Origin of the sequence: Klebsiella sp. WOUb02, assembly GCF_050058015.1 — a bacterium.
Taxonomy (GTDB): Bacteria; Pseudomonadota; Gammaproteobacteria; order Enterobacterales; family Enterobacteriaceae; genus Klebsiella.
On the sequence record NZ_CP170110.1, the window covers coordinates 4225417 to 4239409 of the forward strand.

The following is a 13993-nucleotide window of genomic DNA, read 5'->3' on the forward strand; positions in this document are numbered from 1 at the left end:
CGCCCGAGAAGTTACGGAGAGTAAAAATGAAAGTTCGTGCTTCCGTCAAGAAATTATGCCGTAACTGCAAAATCGTTAAGCGTGATGGTGTCATCCGTGTGATTTGCAGTGCCGAGCCAAAGCATAAACAGCGCCAAGGCTGATTTTTTCGCATATTTTTCTTGCAAAGTTGGATTGAGCTGGCTAGATTAGCCAGCCAATCTTTTGTATGTCTGTGCGTTTCCATTTGAGTATCCTGAAAACGGGCTTTTCAGCATGGTGCGTACATATTAAATAGTAGGAGTGCATAGTGGCCCGTATAGCAGGCATTAACATTCCTGATCACAAACATACCGTAATCGCATTAACTGCTATTTTCGGTATCGGCAAGACCCGTTCTAAAGCCATCTGTGCTGACACGGGTATCGCTGAAAATGTTAAGATCAGTGAGCTGTCTGAGGAACAAATTGAATCCCTGCGTGAAGCAGTAGGTAAATTTGTCGTTGAAGGTGATCTGCGCCGTGAAATCACCCTGAGCATCAAGCGTCTGATGGACCTTGGTTGCTATCGTGGTTTACGCCATCGTCGTGGTCTTCCGGTTCGCGGTCAGCGTACTAAGACCAACGCACGTACCCGTAAGGGTCCGCGTAAACCGATCAAGAAATAATCGGGGTGATTGAATAATGGCAAAGGCACCAGTTCGTGCACGTAAGCGTGTAAGAAAACAAGTCTCTGATGGCGTGGCTCATGTCCATGCGTCTTTTAACAACACCATCGTTACCATTACCGATCGTCAGGGTAACGCGCTGGGTTGGGCAACAGCCGGTGGTTCCGGTTTCCGTGGTTCTCGTAAATCAACTCCGTTTGCAGCTCAGGTTGCAGCAGAGCGTTGCGCTGAAGCCGTAAAAGAATACGGCATCAAGAATCTGGAAGTTATGGTCAAAGGTCCGGGTCCGGGTCGCGAATCAACTATTCGTGCTCTGAACGCCGCTGGTTTCCGCATCACTAATATTACTGATGTGACTCCGATCCCTCATAACGGTTGTCGTCCGCCGAAAAAACGTCGCGTATAACGCGCTCGTTTCTAGGATTGTTGGAGAAAGAAAATGGCAAGATATTTGGGTCCTAAGCTCAAGCTGAGCCGTCGTGAGGGCACAGACCTGTTCCTTAAGTCTGGCGTTCGCGCGATCGATACCAAGTGTAAAATTGAACAAGCTCCTGGCCAGCACGGTGCGCGTAAACCGCGTCTGTCTGACTATGGTGTGCAGTTGCGTGAAAAGCAAAAAGTTCGCCGTATGTACGGTGTGCTGGAGCGTCAGTTCCGTAACTACTATAAAGAAGCAGCACGTCTGAAAGGCAACACCGGTGAAAACCTGTTAGCTCTGCTGGAAGGTCGTCTGGACAACGTTGTATACCGTATGGGCTTCGGCGCAACTCGTGCTGAATCACGTCAGCTGGTTAGCCACAAAGCTATCATGGTAAACGGTCGTGTTGTTAACATCGCTTCTTATCAGGTTAAAGCGAACGACGTTGTTAGCATTCGTGAGAAAGCGAAAAAGCAATCTCGCGTGAAGGCCGCTCTGGAGCTGGCTGAGCAGCGTGAAAAGCCAACCTGGCTGGAAGTTGATGCTGGCAAGATGGAAGGTACGTTCAAGCGTCAGCCTGAGCGTTCTGATCTGTCTGCGGACATTAACGAACACCTGATCGTCGAGCTTTACTCCAAGTAAAGCTTAGTACCAAAGAGAGGACACAATGCAGGGTTCTGTGACAGAGTTTCTAAAACCGCGCCTGGTCGATATCGAGCAAGTGAGTTCGACGCACGCCAAGGTGACCCTTGAGCCTTTAGAGCGTGGCTTTGGCCATACTCTGGGTAACGCACTGCGCCGTATTCTGCTCTCATCGATGCCGGGTTGCGCGGTGACCGAGGTTGAGATTGATGGTGTACTGCACGAGTACAGCACCAAAGAAGGCGTTCAGGAAGATATCCTTGAAATCCTGCTCAACCTGAAAGGGCTTGCGGTGAGAGTTCAGGGTAAAGATGAAGTTATCCTTACTTTGAATAAATCTGGCATTGGCCCTGTGACCGCAGCCGACATCACCCATGACGGTGATGTCGAAATCGTCAAGCCGCAACATGTGATCTGCCACCTGACCGATGAGAACGCTGCTATTAGCATGCGTATCAAAGTTCAGCGCGGTCGTGGTTATGTGCCGGCTTCTGCCCGAATTCATTCGGAAGAAGATGAGCGCCCAATCGGCCGTCTGCTGGTCGACGCATGCTACAGCCCCGTAGAGCGTATTGCCTACAATGTTGAAGCAGCGCGTGTAGAACAGCGTACCGACCTGGACAAGCTGGTCATCGAAATGGAAACCAACGGCACAATCGATCCTGAAGAGGCGATTCGTCGTGCGGCAACCATCCTGGCAGAACAACTTGAAGCTTTCGTTGACTTACGTGATGTACGTCAGCCGGAAGTGAAAGAAGAGAAACCAGAATTCGATCCGATCCTGCTGCGCCCTGTTGACGATCTCGAATTGACTGTCCGCTCTGCTAACTGCCTGAAGGCAGAAGCTATCCACTATATCGGTGATCTGGTACAGCGTACCGAGGTTGAGTTGCTGAAAACGCCGAACCTGGGTAAAAAATCTCTTACTGAGATTAAAGACGTGCTGGCTTCACGTGGTCTGTCTCTGGGCATGCGCCTGGAAAACTGGCCACCGGCAAGCATTGCTGACGAGTAACCGGATCACAGGTTAAGGTTTTACTGAGAAGGATAAGGTCATGCGCCATCGTAAGAGTGGTCGTCAACTGAACCGCAACAGCAGCCATCGCCAGGCTATGTTCCGTAACATGGCTGGTTCGCTGGTTCGTCATGAAATCATCAAGACGACCCTGCCGAAAGCGAAAGAACTGCGTCGCGTAGTTGAGCCGCTGATTACTCTTGCCAAGACTGATAGCGTAGCTAATCGTCGTCTGGCATTCGCCCGTACTCGTGATAACGAGATCGTGGCAAAACTGTTTAACGAGCTGGGCCCGCGTTTCGCGAGCCGCGCCGGTGGTTACACTCGCATTCTGAAGTGTGGCTTCCGTGCAGGCGACAACGCGCCGATGGCATACATCGAGCTGGTTGATCGTGCTGAGCCGAAAGCAGAAGCTGCTGCAGAGTAATCTGTAGTAACGTAAAAAAACCCGCTTCGGCGGGTTTTTTTATATCCTCGCCATCTCTGCTTCATTACACTATCTGTATTCTTTTTGTTCATCCCCGGAGCCGTATGATGTGGTTGCTGGATCAGTGGGCAGAACGCCATATCCTTGACGCACAAAATAAAGGTGACTTTGATAATCTTCCCGGCCGCGGCGAACCGCTGACCCTGGATGACGATCTGCACGTGCCACCTGAACTGCGCGTCAGCTACCGTTTACTCAAGAACGCCGGTTGTTTACCTCCTGAGCTGGAACATCGTAGAGAAGCCGTTGCGCTGGTTGATTTGCTTAAAGTCATTCGTCAGGATGACCCACAGTATGTCGAACTGAGCCGAAGGCTTGCGTTGCTTGAGCTGAAGCTGCGCCAGGCTGGGCTAAATACTGATTTTCTCCGCGGCGAGTATTCTGCGAGGCTGCAACACAAGATGAGTGAGGAGTAAGTATGTATCGCATTGGTGAACTCGCAAAGCTAGCGGATGTTACACCCGACACCGTTCGCTACTACGAAAAGCAGCAGATGATGGTCCACGACGTGCGTACTGAGGGAGGATTTCGTCTTTATACCGACAATGACCTTCAGCGCCTGCGTTTTATCCGCTACGCGCGGCAGCTGGGGTTTACGCTTGAATCGATCCGTGAACTGCTGTCGATCCGCATCGATCCGGAGCACCATACCTGCCAGGAATCAAAAGGGATCGTGCAGGCGCGCCTGAGCGAAGTTGAATCGCGTATTAAGGAATTACAAGCAATGCGCCGATCCTTACAGCGACTTAACGATGCATGCTGCGGCAGCGCTCACAGCAGCGTCTACTGTTCCATTCTTGAAGCGCTTGAGCAGGGAGCCAGCGGCAACAATGCAGGGCGTTGATTTTTTGCGCGTGTAGATCTACACTCGCGTCGATCTCATTCACCATCAGGAGTCGCCATGAGTCGCTATCAGCATACGAAAGGGCAAATAAAAGATAATGCCATTGAGGCACTGCTTCATGACCCGCTGTTCAGACAGCGCGTTGAGAAAAATAAAAAAGGGAAAGGAAGCTATCAGCGAAAAGAAAAATATGCAGGACGGAGTGACCGGGAGGCCAGTGGCAAGAGAGTGAATCACTTTTTTACCACTGGCTTTCTGCTTTCTGTAGCCTGATTAAGAACGGTTATTCTGCTCTTTTAACAGGTCACGAATTTCACTCAGCAGCACTTCTTCTTTAGTCGGTGCCGGCGGAGCTGCAGGAGCCTCTGCTTTTTTACGATTCAGATTATTCATCAGCTTAATTGCCATAAAGATGGCAAAGGCTACGATGACGAAGTCAAAAACGTTCTGAATAAACACGCCATAGTGCATCACAACCGCCGGGATATCTCCCTGAGCATCGCGCAGCGTGACGGCGAAGGATTTAAAATCGATTCCACCAATAAGCAGGCCAAGCGGCGGCATAATAATATCGGCAACCAGTGACGATACAATTTTACCGAATGCTGCACCAATGATGACACCCACTGCCAGATCGACCACATTCCCGCGCATCGCGAAATCGCGAAACTCTTTTAAAATACTCATCCTATTCTCCTTGAACCAGCTGACAGAGATAAGTTTATCAAATGTATTTCCATTTTCCATTATTGTTGAATAATTGCATAAAAATATTATCCATTTCTAAATAAAGGTTAATGGACATGGGCGCGTTACCGGCGCCCAAATAAATTACAGGAAGAAAGGGCTTGGCTGGAACAGACGTTCGACATCGGAGATAAATTTTTTGTCGGTCAGAAACATGATTACGTGGTCGCCCTGCTCAATACGTAAATTATTATTGGCGATCATCACGTCATTTCCGCGAACCACGGCGCCAATGATCGTCCCCGGGGGGAGCTTGATCTCATCGATCGAACGACCCACGACCCGTGAGGTGCTTTCATCCCCGTGGGCGACGGCTTCGATCGCTTCAGCTACGCCGCGGCGCAGGGAAGAGACGCCAACGATATCGGCTTTACGAACATGGCTGAGCAGCGCTGAAATGGTCGCCTGTTGCGGGGAGATAGCGATATCAATAACGCTGCCCTGAACCAGATCGACGTAGGCTTTTCGCTGGATAAGCACCATGACCTTTTTGGCGCCCATCCGCTTGGCGAGCATTGCCGACATGATATTGGCTTCGTCATCATTGGTAACGGCAATGAAGAGGTCGACCTGATCAATATGCTCTTCTGCGAGAAGCTCCTGGTCCGAGGCGTCACCATAAAAGACGATGGTGTTTTGTAGCTTTTCCGCCAGCTCGGCGGCGCGCTGCTGATCGCGTTCAATTAGCTTCACGCTATAGTCTTTTTCCAACCGATGAGCCAGACCCGCGCCGATATTTCCGCCGCCAACCAGCATGATGCGCTTATAGGGCTTCTCCAGGCGCTGCAGCTCGCTCATTACGGCGCGGATATGCTGAGATGCGGCGATAAAGAACACTTCATCGCCGGCTTCAACAATGGTGGAACCCTGGGGCCGGATAGGGCGATCGTGGCGGAAAATAGCCGCCACGCGCGTGTCGATATGCGGCATGTGTTCACGCATCGTCGAGAGCGCGTTGCCTACCAACGGACCACCGTAGTAGGCTTTAACAACCGCCAGACTCACTTTCCCTTCGGCAAAGTTTACGACCTGCAGCGCGCCTGGATACTCAATCAGACGGTAAATATTGTCGATAACAAGCTGTTCCGGCGCGATGAGATGGTCAATCGGCACGGCTTCTGAGTGGAAAAGCTTATCGGCGTCACGCACGTAGTCCGGAGAACGAATACGGGCAATGCGATTAGGCGTATTAAACAGGGAATAGGCGACCTGGCAGGCCACCATATTGGTTTCATCAGAGTCTGGTGACGGCAACCAGCATATCTGCATCATCGGCTCCGGCCTCGCGCAGTACCCGCGGATGAGAGCCATGCCCCTGAACAACACGCAGGTCAAACTTATCCTGCAGGCTGCGCAGGCGGTCACCGTTGGTATCGACCAGGGTAATATCATTGTTCTCTCCGACGAGGTTTTCCGCGAGAGTTCCGCCAACCTGTCCGGCGCCCAGAATAATAATCTTCATCAGCAGCGATCCATTATTTCCGATGTTTGATCAGCTTAGCGTAAAAGAACCCATCACCCTCTTCCGCGCCGGGCAGATTTTGCTGTCCAGGCTGCTCAGGCGTCCCGCTAATGCTAAGTTCTGCGTCAGGCGTGCGCGTCAGGAATGCCGCAATTTGCTGACTATTCTCTTCCGGCAGAATTGAGCAGGTCGCATAGACCAGGGTGCCGCCGGGTTTTAAATGTTCCCAGATAGCATCAAGAATCTCAGCCTGAAGCTGCGCCAGCTCCGCGATATCGCGATCGCGGCGCAGCCATTTAATATCCGGATGGCGGCGAATGACGCCAGTTGCAGAGCAGGGCGCATCGAGCAGAATACGATCGAATTTTTCATCATCGCACCACTGCATTGGATATCTGCCGTCACCCTGTTTTACCTGAGCTTTCATCCCCAGACGCTTCAGGTTGTCGTAGACGCGGGATAACCGCAGATCATCGATGTCGACTGCCAGTACGCTGGCCTGCGGCGCGACTTCCAGAATATGGGTTGTTTTACCGCCGGGCGCGGCGCAAAGGTCGAGGATCCTTTCACCATTTTCCGGGGTCAGATAGCGCATACAACCCTGGGCGGAAGCATCCTGAACGGTGACCCAGCCCTGCTCAAAGCCGGGCAGGGCATGTACAGGCGCCGGCGTCGCCAGACGGACGGCATCCGGATAGTCCGGGTGAGAGAACCCCTGCATGCCCGCCTCTTCAAGGAGCGCCAGCCATTCATCGCGCGAGTGGTGGTTGCGATTAACGCGTAGCCACATCGGTGGACGCTGGTTGTTGGCATCCACAATGGCCTGCCACTGCTGCGGCCAGGCTTTTTGGATGCGTTTGAGTAGCCATGCGGGGTGCAGGAAGCGGCTGTCGCTTTCGGCGAATTCGTTAAGCAATTCTTCCTGTTGGCGTTGGAACTGGCGCAGCACGCCGTTGATCAGCCCTTTGAGCTGCGGACGCTTAATAGCTATCGCACCTTCAACTGTTTCCGCCAGCGCCGCATGGGCGGGGATACGGGTGTGCAGCAGCTGATAAAAGCCGACCATAATTAAGTAGTGAACGGTACGCTGTTTTCCCGTCATCGGGCGAGCCATCAGCTTATTGATCAGCCATTCCATCTGACTCAGGGTGCGCAGGACGCCAAAGCACAGCTCCTGCAGCAGCGCTTTATCTTTTTCACCGACTTTCTGCTGCAACGGCGGCAGAACGTTGCTTAACGACTGCCCCTTCTCGACAACTTGTTCAACGGCTTGGGCCGCCAGACTACGTAAATTAAGATTTTTTTTCATAACCGTGAAAATAAAAAGGCCCGGTAGATCCGGGCTTTAGAAGTGACTACCGTCAGGAAAGACGGTTACCTGGGATAAACCACTCCCGGCGAGAATTGAGCAAATCCTGGGCACTCATCGCTTTTTTGCCCGCCGGCTGCAGGGATTCCAGATTCAGAATGCCATCGCCGGTTGCCACCTGAATACCTTGCTTGCTGGCAGCCACAATGGTGCCTGGTTCAGCTGAACTTGTTTCGGCGATAGCCGATGCCTGCCAAACCTTCACCGGCTGTTCGTCAATATCCAGCCAGCTCATCGGCCACGGATTGAAGGCGCGAATACACCGTTCGAGCTGTTCGGCAGAAAGCGACCAGTCAATACGGGCTTCTTCTTTGCTGAGCTTCTCAGCGTAGGTGGCTAAGGCTTCATCCTGGGCCTCAGGTTGAGTGGTTGCGTTAGCTAACTGAGCCAGGGTGTTCAGCAGCCCTTGCGGGCCAAGGTCGGCCAGCTTGTCGTACAGGCTGGCGCTGGTATCTTCTGCGGCGATCGGGCAGGAGAGCTTATACAGCATATCGCCGGTATCGAGACCGACATCCATCTGCATAATCGTTACGCCTGTTTCCGTATCGCCGGCCCATAGAGAGCGCTGAATGGGGGCGGCGCCGCGCCAGCGAGGCAGAAGAGAACCGTGGACGTTAATACAGCCAAGACGCGGCATATCCAGAACCGGTTTGGGCAGAATCAGCCCATACGCGACGACGACCATGACATCGGCATTAAGCGAGGAGACCAGCTCCTGGTTTTCCTGTGGACGCAGGGATGCCGGCTGGAAGACCGGCAAATTGTTAGCTTCAGCCAGCACTTTTACCGGGCTCGGCATGAGCTTTTTACCGCGGCCAGCGGGGCGATCGGGCTGAGTAAAAACGCCAACGATCTGGTGCTCAGACGACAACAGCGCGTCAAGATGACGCGCTGCAAAATCGGGTGTACCCGCAAAAATAATACGTAATGATTGTGACACGTTAATCTTTGTCCTCAGGCACGCGTACGCAAACGATCCAGTTTTTCAACTTTCTGACGAATGCGCTGTTGTTTGAGCGGCGACAGATAATCGATGAACAGTTTGCCTACCAGATGATCCATTTCATGCTGAATACAGATGGCCAGCAGGCCGTCTGCATCCAGTTCGAATGGCTTGCCTTCGCGATCCAGCGCGCGGATTTTCACGGTTTCGGCACGTGGTACCAGCGCACGCTGTTCCGGAATGGACAGGCAGCCCTCTTCAATACCGGTTTCACCGTCTTTTTCCAGCAGTTCAGGGTTAATTAACACCAGCTGACCTTCACGGTTCTCCGACACATCAATAACAATAATGCGCTGATGGATATCAACCTGGGTTGCCGCCAGACCAATACCTTCTTCCGCGTACATCGTCTCGAACATATCATCGACGATACGCTGAATTTCTGCATTGACTTCTTTTACCGGCTCGGCGACTTTGCGAAGGCGCTCGTCCGGAATATGTAACACTTGCAAAACTGCCATAAAGATCCAGAGTCGTATTCAGGAGTGGATAAGATTATTACCTCTATTCTAGACAAAACCCCCTCTAATTGACAGTCTCACTGTCCAATCGCAAGGATTGTTAAAGCCGCTTATGGCAGGGGAGTATGGATGGTACCCGCAGAGATTTGGCTACGCCTGATGAGGGTCAACGGCCTGTATGGTGAGGCGATGGTGAACGCCGCTCGCCGGATAGGCGCTGCAGCCGGGCTTAATAGCGAAGTTTTACGTCTCTGCGGCCTGAGTGCGGCGCAGTCGAGGCAGTTTTTGACCTTTGGCCAGCGGGATATCGACGCCACTCTGGAATGGCTGGAACAGCCAGAACATCATCTGCTGTCGGCCGACACTCCTCTTTATCCACCGCAGCTGCGCGCAGCCGCTGATTATCCCGGCGCGCTTCTGGTTAAGGGGGACCTCGCTATTTTGCACAGCCGGCAGCTAGCGGTTGTCGGGAGCCGCGCGCATTCCTGGTACGGTGAACGCTGGGGGAGAGTGTTCTGCGAAGCCCTGGCACGCTATGGCATTACGATTACCAGCGGTCTGGCGATTGGTATTGACGGCGTGGCCCATCGCGGCGCGCTTGCCGCGAATGGAAAAAGCGTTGCGGTGCTCGGGAATGGGTTAGGCGATATTTACCCGCGTCGGCATGCCGCTTTAGCAAGCCAGATTGTGGATAGCGGAGGGGCGCTGCTTTCGGAGTTCCCTCTTGCCACGCCGCCATTACCGGGAAATTTCCCTCGCCGTAATAGGATTATCAGCGGCTTAAGTATTGGGGTATTGGTTGTTGAGGCCGCATTGAGAAGCGGCTCGTTGGTTACCGTTCGCTGCGCGCTTGAACAGGGAAGAGAGGTGTTTGCGCTGCCCGGGCCGATAGGCAGCCCGGGTTCAGAGGGGCCGCACTGGCTTATCAAACAGGGAGCTGTCCCCGTCACGGCGCCCGAGGATATCGTCGAATACTGGCAGCATGAACTGCTATGGCTGGGTGATACGCCATACGACATAAATAATTGCACGGATCGTCCCCCCGTAGCATTGCCATTTCCTGAGCTCCTGGCTAACGTAGGAGATGAGGTAACACCTGTTGACGTTGTCGCTGAACGTGCCGGCCAATCTGTACCAGTGACCGTAGCTCAGCTACTTGAACTGGAGTTAGCAGGCTGGATCGCAGCTGTACCCGGCGGCTATGTCCGATTAAGGAGGGCAAGCCATGTTCGACGTACTCATGTATTTGTTTGAGACTTACATCCATAACGAAGCAGAAATGCGCGTAGACCAGGATAAGCTGACTCGGGATCTCACCGACGCCGGTTTTGAACGGGAAGATATTTACAACGCGCTGATGTGGCTCGAGAAACTGGCTGACTATCAGGAAGGCCTTGTCGAGCCCATGCAGCTGGCTTCTGACCCACTCTCTTTACGGATTTACACCGAAGAAGAGTGTCAGCGTCTGGATGCTAGTTGCCGAGGATTTTTATTATTCCTTGAGCAAATTCAGGTGTTGAACCTCGAAACGCGAGAAATGGTAATAGAGCGCGTTTTGGCGCTGGATACGGCAGAGTTCGAACTGGAAGACCTTAAATGGGTGATCCTGATGGTGCTGTTTAATATTCCGGGCTGTGAAAACGCCTACCAGCAGATGGAAGAATTACTCTTCGAGGTAAATGAAGGTATGCTGCATTAATCTTTTTGCAGCAACGTCGAGTATTTATGACCAAATCAGCACTGTTTCAGGTGCGTAAAAATGAGCCCTGTCCACAGTGCGGGGCTGAACTGGTAATCCGCTCCGGGAAGCATGGACCGTTTCTTGGCTGTTCGCACTATCCGGACTGTAACTACGTCCGTCCCCTGAAAAGTCAGGCAGACGGACATATCGTTAAAGTGCTGGAGGGACAGGAGTGCCCATCCTGTGGCGCCGTGATGGTGCTACGCCAGGGACGCTTCGGTATGTTTATTGGCTGCAGCAGCTATCCGCAATGTCAGCATACTGAACTTATTGATAAGCCTGATGAAACGGCTATCGCGTGCCCGCAGTGTGGTCAGGGGCATTTAGTTCAGCGTCGCTCTCGTTTCGGCAAAACTTTTCACTCCTGCGATCGCTACCCCGATTGCCAGTTCGTCATTAACTTCAAACCGATAGCGTGCGAGTGTCCTGAATGCCACTATCCGCTATTAATTGAAAAGAAAACCGCGCAGGGCGTTAAACGCTTTTGTGCCAGTAAACAATGTGGAAAGCCGATATCGGCGGAACAAATCAGTGAATAATAACCTGCAATCAGAAGCCGTCACCCATGCAGTGGCAGTTCTGAATAATGAACACGTCATAGCCTATCCCACAGAAGCCGTTTTTGGCGTTGGCTGCGATCCTGACAGCGAAACCGCCGTTATGCGCCTGCTGGACCTCAAACAGCGGCCGGTCGAGAAAGGCCTGATTCTTATCGCCGCCAGTTTTGAACAGTTACGCCCTTATATAGATGATTCTCAGCTTAGCGCGGCGCAGCTGGCGGCGATTTTTAGCTGCTGGCCAGGACCGGTGACGTTTGTCTTCCCGGCGCGTAAAACCACCCCACGCTGGTTGACCGGGCGCTTTGACTCGCTGGCGGTACGGGTTACCGATCACCCGCTGGTGGTGGAGCTATGCGAGGCCTATGGAAAACCGCTGGTCTCGACCAGTGCGAATTTATCCGGTCAGCCTCCCTGCCGTACCACGGCTGAAGTTCACGCCCAGTTTGGCGCCGATTTTCCGGTGGTTAATGGGGTCACCGGCGGCCGTCAGAATCCGTCTGAAATTCGCGACGCCCTCTCGGGCGAACTGTTTCGCCAGGGGTAAGTGATGGAAAGCTACGCAGTCTTTGGAAATCCGATCGCCCACAGCAAATCGCCAGCCATCCATCGGCTTTTTGCGCAGCAGCTGCAGATTGCACATCCCTACGGGCGTATCCTGGCGCCACGGGATGAATTTATCAGTACCCTGAATGCCTTCTTTAATGAAGGGGGGTTAGGCGCCAACGTTACCGTTCCGTTTAAAGAAGAAGCGTTCGCTCGCGCCGATGAACTCACCGAGCGGGCCGCGCTGGCCGGGGCCGTGAATACCCTCAAACGTCTGGAAGATGGCCGTTTGCTGGGGGATAACACCGATGGCATCGGGCTATTGAGCGATCTGGAGCGGCTCGGTTTCATTAAACCTGGCATTCGTGTCCTGCTTATCGGGGCGGGAGGCGCATCGCGAGGCGTGCTGTTACCGCTTCTGTCCCTCGATTGCGCCGTGACGATTGTCAATCGTACCAGCTCCCGCGCGCATGAACTGGCGGCGCTGTTTTCGCATACCGGCAGTATTCGTGCGCTGGAAATGGATGCGCTGGCTGAACATGAGTTCGATCTTATTATTAATGCGACCTCCAGCGGTATTGGCGGTGAGGTCCCTGCGATACCCGCTTCATTAATTAACACGCACGTCTATTGCTACGACATGTTTTATCAGCAGGGCAGTACGCCGTTTCTGATCTGGTGCCAGCAGCATGGGGCGAAACAGTGCGCTGATGGTTTAGGTATGCTGGTGGCCCAGGCCGCTCATGCCGTTCTGCTGTGGCATGGCGTACTGCCAGACATTACCCCGGTGATTCAAATCTTGCATAAGGAATTGAATCCATGAACCAGGCGATTCAGTTTCCTGACAGGGAAGAGTGGGATGCTGAAAAACAGTGCATTACTTTTCCCGCCTTGGTTCATGGTATGCAGCTGACTTGTGCAATGAGCAGCATAACGCTAGAGAAACGGTTTGGTGGAAAAGAGCCAGCGCATTGGCTGGCTGCATTTCGCGAACATCGCTGGGATCTGGAAGAAGAGGCGGATGAGATGATCCGCGATCGGCAGGAAGACGATCAGGGCTGGGTTTGGTTTTCCTGATCCAGGTAATCGTTCTTCCATTTCACATAGTTATTTGCTGAATAGATCAGCCCCGCTATTTCCGCCTCCGTCAGGGGGCGGATTTGTTTTACCGGATTGCCAAAATAAAGATAGCCGCCTGCCAATCGCTTATTTTGCGGTACCAGACTACCGGCACCAATCATGACGTCATCCTCTATTACTACGCCATCCAGCAGAATTGATCCCATCCCGACCAGCACCCGGTTACCAATAGTGCAGCCGTGCAGCATCACTTTATGGCCGATGGTGACATCTTCGCCAACGATCAGGGGATTCCCCTGTGGGTTATAGGATGATTTATGGGTGACATGCAGCACGCTACCGTCCTGGATATTGGTGCGAGGACCAATTTGCACATAGTTAACGTCGCCGCGAATGGCAACCAGCGGCCAGATGCTGACATCATCAGCCATCCTGACATCGCCGATCGCTACGCTGGTGGCATCGATCATCACGCGCAGGCCTGTTTGTGGGAATAAATCTTTATAGGGGCGTAAATTTGCGGACATGCTTACCTCGATAATTCAGGGTCGTGCGAAGACTTTGGTTGCTTTCTCCGCCGCCTGCAACCCTTTATTGTGGTAAAAACTGAGCAGATCGAACAATAACGCTGCGAAAAGGGCAAAAAAACATCATATGGAAAAAAAGATCGATAAAAGACTTGTGCAATAAAATGGGATCCCTATAATGCGCTCCCACTGACACGGCGGATGTGAATCACTTCACAGCAGATAGCCGGGTCGGAAGAGAAAAATCCTGAATTAAAGGGTTGACTCTGCAAGAGGAAGGCGTATTATACGCCACCTCGCAACGGTGAGCGAAAGCCGCGTTGTACTGCTCTTTAACAATTTATCAGACAATCTGTGTGGGCACTCAAAGTGACATGGATTCTTAACGTCTTCGGACGAAAAATGAATACCAAGTCTCTGAGTGAACATACGTAATTCATTACGAAGT

20 protein-coding genes and 1 pseudogene are annotated in these 13993 nt (G+C 52.6%); 15 read left to right on the forward strand and 6 right to left on the reverse strand.

Translation table 11 applies throughout. From position 1 onward, the window contains the following. The first annotated feature begins 26 nt into the window (after window positions 1-26). From rpmJ to ABOC21_RS27625, 9 genes are all read left to right on the forward strand, one after another. Window positions 27-143, forward strand: a complete 117-nt coding sequence (gene rpmJ / locus ABOC21_RS27585) for a 50S ribosomal protein L36 (RefSeq protein ID WP_000868187.1) — start codon at window positions 27-29, stop codon at window positions 141-143. A 146-nt stretch (window positions 144-289) separates the two neighbouring features. Continuing rightward, window positions 290-646, forward strand: coding sequence for a 30S ribosomal protein S13 (gene rpsM, locus ABOC21_RS27590; protein ID WP_004106333.1), 357 nt, complete (start codon window positions 290-292; stop codon window positions 644-646). 16 nt (window positions 647-662) lie between these two features. Then, window positions 663-1052, forward strand: coding sequence for a 30S ribosomal protein S11 (rpsK, locus tag ABOC21_RS27595; RefSeq protein WP_004138423.1), 390 nt, complete (start codon window positions 663-665; stop codon window positions 1050-1052). A gap of 33 nt (window positions 1053-1085) precedes the next feature. Continuing rightward, entirely contained in the window at window positions 1086-1706 is a 621-nt protein-coding gene (gene rpsD, locus ABOC21_RS27600; RefSeq protein ID WP_004868345.1) for a 30S ribosomal protein S4, read from the forward strand. 25 nt (window positions 1707-1731) lie between these two features. Next, window positions 1732-2721 carry a DNA-directed RNA polymerase subunit alpha gene (locus tag ABOC21_RS27605; protein ID WP_002919219.1) on the forward strand — a complete coding sequence of 330 codons (990 nt, stop codon included), beginning with the start codon at window positions 1732-1734 and terminating at the stop codon, window positions 2719-2721. Window positions 2722-2761: 40 nt separating this feature from the next. Beyond that, on the forward strand, window positions 2762-3148 hold the full coding sequence (rplQ, locus tag ABOC21_RS27610; protein ID WP_002919206.1) for a 50S ribosomal protein L17: 387 nt from the start codon (window positions 2762-2764) through the stop codon (window positions 3146-3148). 107 nt (window positions 3149-3255) lie between these two features. Beyond that, a complete protein-coding gene (locus tag ABOC21_RS27615) occupies window positions 3256-3624 on the forward strand; it encodes a DUF1992 domain-containing protein (protein ID WP_426815592.1) in 369 nt (122 codons plus the stop codon). 2 nt (window positions 3625-3626) lie between these two features. Beyond that, a complete protein-coding gene (zntR, locus tag ABOC21_RS27620) occupies window positions 3627-4052 on the forward strand; it encodes a Zn(2+)-responsive transcriptional regulator (protein ID WP_426813979.1) in 426 nt (141 codons plus the stop codon). A gap of 57 nt (window positions 4053-4109) precedes the next feature. After that, on the forward strand, window positions 4110-4325 hold the full coding sequence (locus tag ABOC21_RS27625) for an alternative ribosome-rescue factor A (protein ID WP_095105708.1): 216 nt from the start codon (window positions 4110-4112) through the stop codon (window positions 4323-4325). On the opposite strand, the gene mscL is transcribed toward ABOC21_RS27625, so the two are convergent. From mscL to def, 5 genes and pseudogenes are all read right to left on the reverse strand, one after another. Then, window positions 4326-4739, reverse strand: a complete 414-nt coding sequence (mscL, locus tag ABOC21_RS27630; protein WP_095105701.1) for a large-conductance mechanosensitive channel protein MscL — start codon at window positions 4737-4739, stop codon at window positions 4326-4328. It lies immediately after the preceding gene. A 144-nt stretch (window positions 4740-4883) separates the two neighbouring features. Then, window positions 4884-6261, reverse strand: a pseudogene (gene trkA, locus ABOC21_RS27635) (Trk system potassium transporter TrkA). A 13-nt stretch (window positions 6262-6274) separates the two neighbouring features. Then, window positions 6275-7570 (reverse strand): 16S rRNA (cytosine(967)-C(5))-methyltransferase RsmB, encoded by a 1296-nt coding sequence (gene rsmB, locus ABOC21_RS27640; protein ID WP_426813980.1) that lies wholly within the window; start codon window positions 7568-7570, stop codon window positions 6275-6277. A gap of 52 nt (window positions 7571-7622) precedes the next feature. Further along, window positions 7623-8570 (reverse strand): methionyl-tRNA formyltransferase, encoded by a 948-nt coding sequence (gene fmt / locus ABOC21_RS27645; protein ID WP_426813981.1) that lies wholly within the window; start codon window positions 8568-8570, stop codon window positions 7623-7625. A 14-nt stretch (window positions 8571-8584) separates the two neighbouring features. Further along, window positions 8585-9094: a peptide deformylase gene (gene def / locus ABOC21_RS27650; protein ID WP_041142954.1), complete on the reverse strand. Its 510-nt coding sequence runs from the start codon at window positions 9092-9094 to the stop codon at window positions 8585-8587. A 129-nt stretch (window positions 9095-9223) separates the two neighbouring features. On the opposite strand from def, the gene dprA reads away from it, so the two are divergent. The 6 genes from dprA to ABOC21_RS27680 are packed head-to-tail and all read left to right on the forward strand — an operon-like array spanning window position 9224 to window position 13015. Further along, entirely contained in the window at window positions 9224-10348 is a 1125-nt protein-coding gene (gene dprA, locus ABOC21_RS27655) for a DNA-protecting protein DprA (protein WP_426813982.1), read from the forward strand. Further along, on the forward strand, window positions 10320-10793 hold the full coding sequence (smg, locus tag ABOC21_RS27660) for a DUF494 family protein Smg (RefSeq protein ID WP_426813983.1): 474 nt from the start codon (window positions 10320-10322) through the stop codon (window positions 10791-10793). The genes dprA and smg overlap by 29 nt, the downstream gene beginning before the upstream one ends. Window positions 10794-10819: 26 nt before the next feature. Continuing rightward, window positions 10820-11374 carry a topoisomerase DNA-binding C4 zinc finger domain-containing protein gene (locus ABOC21_RS27665; protein ID WP_426813984.1) on the forward strand — a complete coding sequence of 185 codons (555 nt, stop codon included), beginning with the start codon at window positions 10820-10822 and terminating at the stop codon, window positions 11372-11374. Next, window positions 11367-11939 (forward strand): L-threonylcarbamoyladenylate synthase type 1 TsaC, encoded by a 573-nt coding sequence (gene tsaC / locus ABOC21_RS27670; protein ID WP_426813985.1) that lies wholly within the window; start codon window positions 11367-11369, stop codon window positions 11937-11939. The genes ABOC21_RS27665 and tsaC overlap by 8 nt, the downstream gene beginning before the upstream one ends. Before the next feature lie 3 nt (window positions 11940-11942). Further along, on the forward strand, window positions 11943-12761 hold the full coding sequence (aroE, locus tag ABOC21_RS27675) for a shikimate dehydrogenase (protein ID WP_426813986.1): 819 nt from the start codon (window positions 11943-11945) through the stop codon (window positions 12759-12761). Beyond that, on the forward strand, window positions 12758-13015 hold the full coding sequence (locus ABOC21_RS27680) for a DUF1488 domain-containing protein (protein WP_426813987.1): 258 nt from the start codon (window positions 12758-12760) through the stop codon (window positions 13013-13015). Before aroE ends, ABOC21_RS27680 begins: the two co-directional genes overlap by 4 nt. Here the strand turns inward: ABOC21_RS27680 and ABOC21_RS27685 are convergent. Further along, a complete protein-coding gene (locus ABOC21_RS27685) occupies window positions 12991-13545 on the reverse strand; it encodes a gamma carbonic anhydrase family protein (RefSeq protein ID WP_045854074.1) in 555 nt (184 codons plus the stop codon). The two genes, ABOC21_RS27680 and ABOC21_RS27685, sit on opposite strands and share 25 nt — an antisense overlap. Window positions 13546-13993: the final 448 nt, after the last annotated feature.